Genomic DNA, 7372 nt, shown 5'->3' on the forward strand with positions numbered 1-7372 from the left:
AAGAAGATGTTGGGCTTTTTCAAATCCTTTGTTAACCGCTTTAAACTGATTGAGAATTTGAGCAGGATTATCACTTTTATCAAGCATTTTTATAATCCCTTCTACTTGTCCGTTGATACTCTTTAAACGGTCTTTAAGGTCTTTTGTTAAATCTTTTGGCAACATAGTGATTTCAATTAAATACATTCCAAACGCTGTTTACAGCGTTTGGAATGTATTGATGTTAAATTTAGCAACTTCCTTTTAAATTGCCTTTCCAACTCCTGCAGCGATTAATTCATCTTTATTTACTCCTCTGTTTTTACAGCAAGAAAGTAATTTGCCGTTTACAGCAACTGCAGGCAGGGAATTGATGTTGTACTCTTTCATTTTGTCAACACAGACTTTTTCGTCACATTGTTCAACTGTATTATAAACAGTAACTTCACAAGAGTCGCAAGCCATTTCTTTTACCATTTTTACTACTGGTTCACATACTGGACATCCAGCCGTGAATACTTCAATTTGTCGATTCATCTTTTTAGGATTTTAATGATTAAAATTAATTACACGACAAAGATGGGGTTGGCATAGGGGTGGTCTCCAAATTTATTTTGAATTATTTTAGGTTTACGGTAGAGTGTTTAAGAAATAAAGCTCTTTTAGCCTTAATGATGTGGGCTTTAGCGTACACTTTCCTTGAGCTTACAAACAAGAAATCCCTTATTCTAATGGAACTTTTTATCAAATCTCATCCAAAGATTTGCGATTTTGATTCGTACTCTTCTTAAATTTTGAAGGGGTCATTCCTGTCAGCTTTTTAAACTGATTGCTTAAATAAGCAACACTACTATAGTTTAACTTAAAAGCTATCTCACTTAAGGTTAATTCATCATAAACTATTAGTTCTTTTACGCGCTCAATCTTTTGATTGATGATGAACTGCTCTAAAGTTATACCTTCAACAGATGAGAATAATGAACTTAAATATTTATAATCCAGGTGAAAGTCATTGCTTATGAGCTTAGCCCAAATAACGTCTTTACCTTCATTGGAATGGTGAATGGTTTTTACAACCAAGTTTTTCATTCTTTCAATGAGTTGTGCTTTACGATTGTTTATAATACTGAAGCCTTCTTCATTTAATTTTTTGGATAAAACCGCCCTTTCCTCATTTTCAAGTTGAGCGTCCAATTGTACTTCGCCCAACTTTATTGTACGATAGGAAATATTCATATCATCTAAGATTCGTGAAACAGAAGATATGCATCGCGGGCAAACCATATTTTTTATATGTAGGATATTTTTTATCATTCAAACAAATGTTTGAAAAAACCAAGATTCATTAATATTATTGCGATTACTGCAGCCATAAAAATGGCTGCCATCGCTAGTATACCAATAACTTTATCTTTCCTAGAGATTTCGCTTTTGGAAGTTTTTCTTTTTTCCTTTCTTCTATTTCTTCTGCTTTCACTCATCATCGTACTTATTTATATGACAAGGATTACTTAATTAATCCAAAAAAATTCATTCAATTGTCTGACTAACCTCACCACACTTTAGCATTGCCTCACCGTAGTACGGATTGCGAATTTCTTTTTCTAAGCTCAACCAGAAAGCACCATTATTATTATCTGCCATAGGGCAAAATTCACTATACACTGTTTCATTTACACCAAAGAGCTGTACGCCACTTATCATATGGGCAGAGAGATGCTTGAAATGCACTCTTTGATTTGCTATATCTGAACTTTTTTCTATAGCATTGGCAGATTTCTTCAGTTCTTTCTGAATGGTCATCCAATGGTTATGTGCTTCTTCACCGGATAATAACTTCATATCCACTTTTTTCAAGGATTGGTCTATTTGCTTTGCTACTTGTTGAGCGCTTTTAGCCTCATCATTTACCAAAGCATCTTTTAAAAGGATATAATCATCGAAAACCTGTTTTAACTGATTCTGAAATTTGTTAGAAACTTCAATTCTTTCTTTCATTTGAGAATGATTGGTTTTATCTGCATTTTCTCCAAAGCTACCTTCTTGCATTCCCAGATGTCCTTCGTGACCTGTCATCGTTTTACCTCCTGATGCATTCATCATACTTTTTTTACCTTGTAATTGTGCAGCGGCATCTACGGTAAATGTTCCGTTGGTTACCACTTCATCTCCATTTTTAAGACCTTCGAGGATGGTATAACTATCACCAGTAGCGTTACCCAACCGAACTTCTCTCATCTCAAAAACAGGAACATTAGGCTTGGTCTTTACATAGACTACAGAGCGCTCACCTGTCCACATAACGGCCGTGGTAGGTATTGAAACGGTATTTTCTGCGCTTGTTTGAGTGCCCTCGATTGTTCCTTCTACAAACATTCCTGGCTTAAAGAGGTCTTTCTTATTTGGTAAAGCCGCTCTCACAACTACAGTTCTTGTCACAGAGTTTAATAATGGGTCAATAAACGAGACTTTGGCGTCGAATACTTCGTTACGATAAGCATTGGTGATTACTTTTATGTTTTGCCCTTCTTTTAGGGATGCAATCTGGTTTTCATAAGCATCAAATTCTGCCCAAACAGTATTTAGATTCGCTATTTTTTACAAGGGTTGACCCTGTTTAACATAGTCGCCTTCTTCAACCATTTTATAAGTAACCGTGCCCGATACGGTTGCAAAAACAGGGAAATTCTCTTGTACTTTTCCAGCAGTTTCTATAGCGTTTATTTGCTTTTCTGAAAGCTTTCAAAGTTTAAGTTTATTTCTAACAGCCTTATACAATTCCGCCTGCGACTCTTTCAAGGATGAAGCGGTAAGCAACTCCTGCTGCGCCGCAACCAAATCTGGTGAATAAATCGTTGCCAAGCGCTGCCCTGCGCGAACACGCTCTCCTGTAGAATTTACGTATAGTTTTTCAATTCTTCCTCCAAAATAGGTGACCTGTACTGCATTAGACTCTTCATTGGCTTTTATCTTACCAGATAATTTAAGGGAATTGCTTCCTATTTGTCCTTTACCAACAACAGAAGTTTGGATATTTGCCAGCGCCATTGCGTTCTCTGACATTTTAATCTCATTCATTGCAAGGCCATCTGCACCAGATTCGGCAGGTATCAAGTCCATTCCACATATAGGGCAGTCACCTGGTTCGGGCTGCATAATCTGTGGGTGCATTGAGCAGGTCCACATTTGGTTTTCCGACTCGCCGGAATGGTCGTGGGTATCTGACATATCGGATAAATCCTTAACATCATTTTGTTCTGTTCCCGAATTTGAGATACCCTGCCAATAAGCCTGCGATAACTGCAATACTTATATAAATAATGTTCTTTTTCATAATAATAATTTTACAGAAATTAGTACTCGTACTATTCCTCTTTTTCGTTTTCTAATCGGTAAATAATTTTTTTCATCTGGGCAATCTCTCGTAATTGCGCCTCAATAATTTCTTCTGCCAATTTTTTAGCTTCAGAGTCTTTGATATCTGCTCTTTTACTTGTTAGAATAGCTATTGAGTGGTGCGGTATCATCGCTTTCATCCAAAGTACATCACCCACGGTTGATTTTTGTTCACGCACCAATGTCAAAGCACTTACAAACAACACTATACTGCCTAAAACAATTGCGATATTCTTTTTCTTGTTTTTGTACATCCCGCGCATTGCAACAAACATAATAATGGTCATCGCTGCAATCCCTAAACAAACCATATAAAAGCGGGTTAGGCTAAACCATACGTGGTCCCACTCATAGGTATTTAGATACATTGTGATATACATTGCAACAAAGGATGCAGCGAGCATTCCTACAAATTTTGTGTATTGATTTTTCTTTTTGTGTTCATTTGAATTTTCCATAATAGTTGATTTTAATGTTACTTATTTACGTTTGTTTTTAATTAATTTTCTAAGAGTTGGTGATGAAATATACCAAAGCAAAAAGCCACTCAATACCGTTATCAAGCCTAAGAGTGAAAAAGCTCTTAAAACAATAGTGTTGAAGTTATCCCTTCCCTGATAATCCATTGTGTGGGTCATCCATAAAAAATCGAACCAGCGCCAATCTCTATGCCGCACCGTTTGAAACGCCCCATTTTCGACAGCCACATAAGCCTTTAAATTTTGTGGTGTTTCATACGAAATCTCATAAGCAGGTAGGGGACGTCCTCGATATTCGTGGTGGTTTCCGACTTCTTCTATCCTTTTTATTGCGGCAATTTTAAGCTCTGGAAGCATATATCTTTGTGCTACCTCTTGCGCTTCTTCTTTAGTGATACCTTCCTTTCCCTCTCCTGTTTTGGCATTATAAAGCTTTGCTTCGTTTATCCAATAGTAAGGTTCTTCTGCTATTTCCAATAATTCCAGCGATTGGATGGGTTGCATACTATTTAATTGACCCGTACCCAATAAATCTGAAAAAACCATCTGTTTTTGCTCCTGTTTTTTGAACTGGTCGCCGTGTATTTCATCAATATCCGTCCAGCTAAAATACATACCGCTAATCGTCCACATCAGGAACTGAATACCCAGGAAGATACCCAAGTAGCGGTGGGATTTTCGAATCCACTTTGCTGTTTTTCTGTTGACCATATTTGTTTTATTCTATATCCGAATTTTAGTTCACTAAAAATTTTGCAGTCAGTCCTCCCGCGAGCCATATATAACAGATGAAGGCTGCATATTTTAAAACACTTTCCAACAATGGACTCTTGGGTGCCATCTCGCTCATTGAATGTTCTACATCTTTTTTCTTGAAAAAACCCAGATAAACGAGATAGGCCGAAATGATGAGAAAAGCAACGTTCAAGAAAAAGGTATAATCAATCTTGAAAAATTCGCTATCCTGAATCTTCACCTGTGATGAATCTGGTAGCATATTCAATAAATCAAATCCATAATGAAGTGCCAATGCCGTACCAATTAATGCTGTAAACAATAAAAACGTGATGAACAATGACATTTTCCAACCATAATACTTTGCATTGATTCTCAGTACTGGAAAAACCACCAAATCGCTAAAAATAAAGGCCATTACGCCAGCAAAACTCACGCCTTTTCCGAATAGTAACGCTGCTAACGGAATATTACCCATTGAACCGATAAAAGTCAAAAATGCGGCAACTGGACCGACCACGATATGTTCCAGAATTTCGAGAAAAGTAAAATCTGTATTGCCTTGACCGCTATTGATAAATAAGGTCTGAAAGAACGAATCTGGCACAAAAGCCGCTGTAATACCCGCAACGGTAAAACCTACGGTTACATCCTTCCAGACCATTTGCCATTCCATCTTGTATTTTTTGGCAACGCGCGCCCAACTGTCTTCGTTCTTGATTTGTTTCTTCCAATCTTTGGAACCGTCCATCTCATCATCATCTTCATTTTCGAGATTTTTACGGGCTTTTTCGATGAGTTTTTTAGGATTGATGAGTCGTATCAAAATCCACGAAATACCAATCAAGAGAATACCACCTACATATTCGCCCACCACGAACTGCCAACCTAAAAAGATGGAAATGATAATCCCCAATTCTATGACGAGATTGGTCGATGCCAACAGAAAGGCAATGGAAGACACAAAACTTGCCCCTTTCTTAAAAATGGATTTTGTACCTGCCAAAGCCGAAAAACTGCACGAGCTACTTATAAAGCCGAAAAACGTGCCCAAAAGCACACTTTTGCCTTCGTTTTCGCCCATTGTTTTTTGCATCCGCTTTTCGGTCACGAAAATCTGTATCATACTACTGATGATATATCCCAAAATGAACGCCCAAAGCGCCATCCAGAAAAATCCGGTGGTCGTATAGGCGGCTTCGCCCCATTGTTTTAAAAATTCGTTCACGGTTTAAACTGTATTAGTTTTTTATTCTTTGATGATACACGTTTTTTTATATTTTTTATCATCGTACCCTTGTTGACCCTATCTTGTTATTTTACTTTGAATGGAATTACTACTTTAACTTTTTCCCAAGCTAATGTTATCTCACCTTCCGTATCACTAATTTTCTTGATATTATATTCTAAGTGTTCTTTTAGACTATCTGCAATAATCGGTGTTATCTTAAATCGTATTACATCATCTTTTTCGTCATATTCATCCTTTCCGTGCTGGTTCCAATTGGAATTTAAAATGATGGTCCATTCTTCTTTTGAAGGAATGGTAAAAAATCCATATTTACCTGCTTTCAGTTCCTTACCATCTATTTCTATATCCGTATCTGTCTCTATCCACGTAGCCATATGTGCCCCAGCTTGCCAGACTTGGTCATACGCCAGCAAACCACCAAAAATCATCCTGTCCCTAACCCCTGGCGATGAATAATCAATATGGATGTGCGCATTACCAATGGTCGCCATTGCAGAGGTGTGTGGGCTTAGCTCTTTTTTTGGCGGTTGGTCTGTGGTTGCTTCTTTTGACTGTTCTGGCATTGGCTCGGTTTTCTTCTCTTTACAACTGGTAATAAGAAGAAGACCGAACACTATACTTATTGAAATATATCTACTCATCGGTTGTTATTTTGTATTTCTTGAAGATGAATGGGTTTTTATTATTTTCCATTTTCCATCTATTTTTTTAAGGAGTGAGGTTGCTACCCCTTTTTTCTTTATGGTCCGACTATTTCCCTTGTCGTCCGGATTGAGGACAATGGTATATACGTATGTTTCGGTAGTAAAGGCATAGGGTACATCTACCTTTATATCGATTTCATAATCTGAAAATTCGAATTTTTCAAAATGACCCAATTCCGGTCCTAAATGATGTTCTATATAGTGGCTGTACGTACCCTCGACGCCTCCCGATTCAAAAACCTCGGAATCCTCGGTAAATAATTCGAAAGTACCATCGGTCGTAAGATTTTGTAGGGCATTCTTATAGCTTTTCATTACTGTAAGCACTGCATCTTTTTCCGCGTTTGCATCTTGACCGAATAGTGGGCTTGTCGCTATTATGAGCAACATTGTTACTGTAGTTGATTTTAGTGTTTGCATACTTTTAGTTTTTAAGGGTTATTTATTTACTCGAATTCTATTCACATTTGCGATACCAAAGACCAGGACGAAAAACCGCAGTGCCACTTCAAGTGCCACCAGGGTTTTCGCGGGTAAGGAAATTGGGACTATATCACCATATCCTACTGATGAGAATGTTATCAAACTAAAATAGGATAAATCAAAAAATACCGACAGTCCATCATTGCCAATACTGTTGTTCATTTTAAAATGAATAGCATCCACAAACTGTAACGCCGTGTAATCTATTGCAAACGATAAAACTATCAACACAATCAGGTATCCGAACAAGACCAGTACGTGGCTCAATAGATGGCTCTGACCAATTATCTTCATTAGTTGGTTAAAGGACAAGGCTATAATGAATCCTATCTTTAGTAATGTTA

General features: G+C 37.3%; 10 protein-coding genes and 1 pseudogene. All 11 read right to left on the bottom strand.

What is annotated here, in order from left to right; translation table 11 throughout:
* Positions 1–186 (bottom strand): metal-sensing transcriptional repressor (locus B2Z27_RS15680; protein WP_286814358.1); only part of this gene is annotated, 186 nt, incomplete at its 3' end.
* 57 nt (positions 187–243) lie between these two features.
* Entirely contained in the window at positions 244–516 is a 273-nt protein-coding gene (locus tag B2Z27_RS15685; protein WP_099647740.1) for a thioredoxin family protein, read from the bottom strand.
* Between the two features lie 207 nt (positions 517–723).
* On the bottom strand, positions 724–1290 hold the full coding sequence (locus tag B2Z27_RS15690; RefSeq protein WP_286814471.1) for an AraC family transcriptional regulator: 567 nt from the start codon (positions 1288–1290) through the stop codon (positions 724–726).
* Positions 1290–1463, bottom strand: a complete 174-nt coding sequence (locus tag B2Z27_RS15695) for a hypothetical protein (protein ID WP_189319491.1) — start codon at positions 1461–1463, stop codon at positions 1290–1292. Before B2Z27_RS15695 ends, B2Z27_RS15690 begins: the two co-directional genes overlap by 1 nt.
* Before the next feature lie 46 nt (positions 1464–1509).
* Positions 1510–3313: pseudogene (locus B2Z27_RS15700) on the bottom strand (efflux RND transporter periplasmic adaptor subunit).
* Between the two features lie 31 nt (positions 3314–3344).
* Positions 3345–3833: a DUF305 domain-containing protein gene (locus B2Z27_RS15705; RefSeq protein ID WP_286814359.1), complete on the bottom strand. Its 489-nt coding sequence runs from the start codon at positions 3831–3833 to the stop codon at positions 3345–3347.
* A 21-nt stretch (positions 3834–3854) separates the two neighbouring features.
* Positions 3855–4565, bottom strand: a complete 711-nt coding sequence (locus B2Z27_RS15710; RefSeq protein WP_286814360.1) for a PepSY domain-containing protein — start codon at positions 4563–4565, stop codon at positions 3855–3857.
* Positions 4566–4590: 25 nt separating this feature from the next.
* Entirely contained in the window at positions 4591–5817 is a 1227-nt protein-coding gene (locus tag B2Z27_RS15715; protein ID WP_286814361.1) for a permease, read from the bottom strand.
* Positions 5818–5903: 86 nt separating this feature from the next.
* Positions 5904–6482 (bottom strand): DUF2911 domain-containing protein, encoded by a 579-nt coding sequence (locus B2Z27_RS15720; RefSeq protein WP_210707487.1) that lies wholly within the window; start codon positions 6480–6482, stop codon positions 5904–5906.
* A 6-nt stretch (positions 6483–6488) separates the two neighbouring features.
* Complete coding sequence (locus B2Z27_RS15725; RefSeq protein ID WP_286814362.1) at positions 6489–6965, bottom strand: nuclear transport factor 2 family protein; 477 nt, start codon at positions 6963–6965, stop codon at positions 6489–6491.
* 18 nt (positions 6966–6983) lie between these two features.
* A partial coding sequence (locus tag B2Z27_RS15730) for an ion channel (RefSeq protein ID WP_286814363.1) occupies positions 6984–7372 on the bottom strand: 389 nt, incomplete at its 5' end.

The sequence above is a fragment of the Maribacter sp. UBA3344 genome (genome assembly GCF_002362375.1).
Lineage (GTDB): Bacteria > Bacteroidota > Bacteroidia > Flavobacteriales > Flavobacteriaceae > Maribacter > Maribacter dokdonensis.